3 protein-coding genes are annotated in these 2,181 nt (G+C 43.6%); 2 read left to right on the top strand and 1 reads right to left on the bottom strand.

What is annotated here, in order from left to right:
* Positions 1-858, top strand: an 858-nt coding sequence (locus tag V7K25_RS05505) for an NtaA/DmoA family FMN-dependent monooxygenase (RefSeq protein ID WP_335155806.1), incomplete at its 5' end; no start/stop codon positions are given.
* Between the two features lie 401 nt (positions 859-1,259).
* On the opposite strand, the gene V7K25_RS05510 is transcribed toward V7K25_RS05505, so the two are convergent.
* On the bottom strand, positions 1,260-1,421 hold the full coding sequence (locus tag V7K25_RS05510; protein WP_335155808.1) for a hypothetical protein: 162 nt from the start codon (positions 1,419-1,421) through the stop codon (positions 1,260-1,262).
* Between the two features lie 10 nt (positions 1,422-1,431).
* Between V7K25_RS05510 and V7K25_RS05515 the strand changes: the two genes are divergently transcribed.
* Positions 1,432-2,136 carry an aliphatic sulfonate ABC transporter substrate-binding protein gene (locus V7K25_RS05515; RefSeq protein WP_335155810.1) on the top strand — a complete coding sequence of 235 codons (705 nt, stop codon included), beginning with the start codon at positions 1,432-1,434 and terminating at the stop codon, positions 2,134-2,136.
* The last annotated feature ends 45 nt before the right edge of the window (positions 2,137-2,181 follow it).

A 2,181-nucleotide genomic window follows, 5' to 3' on the forward strand; every position in this document is an offset into this window, starting at 1 on the left:
TATGATGTTGTCACGGGTCTTTGGGATTCCTTTGCTGACGATGCGTTTATTCGGGACGTGGAAGCAGGGATTTATTTCGACCCTGCAAAGCTTCATGTTCTGAATCATCAGGGAAAATATCTCTCGGTGCGAGGGCCATTGAACATCGCCAGACCTGTCCAAGGTTGGCCGGTAATCGTTCAGGCAGGCGCATCCGAAGCCGGGCGGCAATTAGCTGCCGAAACCGCCGAGGCTGTGTTTGCACCTGCAAGTAATCTGGAAGCTGGCAAAGCTTTATTTGCAGACATTAAGGGACGAGCGCAGGCAATCGGACGTGACCCAGACAGCATAAAAATCCTTCCAGGTGCTTTAGTCATCGTGGGGGAAACCGTCGCAGAGGCACAGTCCAAGCGTGTTTATTTGGATAGCCTAGTACATTATGACAGTGGAATTGCCAGCCTAAATAGTGCTATTGGCTACGATGTTTCGGGTTTTGACCCGGATGGACTCTTGCCAGAAATCCCACCGAATAACGGTGGTCACTCTTCACGAGAAAGAGTAATCGCCTTAGCGCAACGTGAAAACTTGACTATTCGACAACTGGCGCAACGCATTGGCAGTTACGGCGGGTTGGCTTTTGTGGGCACACCCCAAACCATCGCTGATGATATGGAAAAATGGCTGATTGAGGAAGGCTCTGACGGTTTCAACATCATGTTCCCTTTTATCCCTGAAGGGCTGAATGATTTTGTCGATAAAGTTGTGCCGGAACTCCAACGCCGTGGGATTTTCCGCCAAGAGTATGAGGGTACAACGCTGCGCGAAAATCTTGGTCTGGCGCGCCCTGCTAATCGCTTCTTCCAAACCAGTCTGGTGTAAACAGACTTTTCACGGGATCTGAAAAACCCCACTTCCATTCTTCTTCCCTACAAGAAGAAAGGCTTTGAATGTTTCCCCTTCCCTACGAGGGAAGGGGGTTAGGTTCCAAGTTCACTTTTCCATATAACGTGAAAAGTCAGAGTGTAAACTGCGATCGCTAGTATCACACTTATTGTTTCTTTTTACCACTTGTATCAATAGCACTGTCATCCTTGCTGCTTGATTTTTAAATTAGCTTGTGGTAAAGTCTGTGCAATCATAATCTACTGTAAATCTACCGATTTACAATAGATTATTTAGATGAGAGAGTTAGTAAACAGAGTCTAACCGCAAAATAAAAAATTTCCTATCTTCAACTTTTACATCATTCTAAAATCAGTTTTTTAATTAAAGCTTGTATTTTAAACCCCAGAAAATTGGTAATACATCATGTTAGCAATATCTAGAAAACGCAACTTTCTAATTTTATGAGTAGCTGGAGTATTTACTCTTTCCACAACTTTAGTAAGTTGTAAAGCAGCAGATACACGAGAAAAGGCAGCAGTTGCAGCTCCTAATGGCATTAAGACAAAATTGTTAAGAATTGGCTATTTTACTGCTGCGGATATCACCAAAAGTAGACAAGTTTTAGAGAAACGCTTGAATCCCTTGGGTGTTCAAGTGCAGTGGGCGCAATTTACAGCTGGGCCACAGCTTTTAGAAGCAATAAATGTGGGCAGTTTGGATGTCGGTGCTGTTGGTGAAACTCCACCCATATTTGCCCAAGCAACTGGTATTCCTTTTGTTCTTCTTGCTAATACTATACCGGGTACTGGTGAAGGTTCGGCGATCGTAGTACGCGAAGACTCCCCCATCAAAACTATAGCTGATTTAAAAGGTAAGGGAATTGCCTTTCAAAGAGCTACTGCTAGTCAATACTTTGTGGTTAAAGCTTTACAAGAAGGAGGACTAGAGCTAAAAGATGTCAAACATCTCAATCTGATAGCACCAGAAACTCGTGCAGCATTATCGCGTAAGAGCATTGATGCAGCTGTGCTAGGCGACCCCCACCTGGCTATATTTCAGAAAACGGAAAAAGTTCGGATTATTCGTAATGCTAAAGGACTTTCAACCCAAGGAGGCTATTGGATAGCTGCACGTAGCTTCGTGAAAGAGAACCCTGAGGTAATAAAAATTGTCCTTGAAGAAGTCCACAAATTAGGCGAATGGTCTAAAGCAAATACGCGAGAACCCGGATTTCTCACAAACTCGGAAAAAAGCAGAGTAAAAAACTGGTAAAATGTATATAAAACAAGCATTTCAGCAGTTATAAACGATGACTCG

The sequence above is a fragment of the Nostoc sp. genome, assembly GCF_036919495.1.
Taxonomy (GTDB): Bacteria; Cyanobacteriota; Cyanobacteriia; order Cyanobacteriales; family Nostocaceae; genus Nostoc.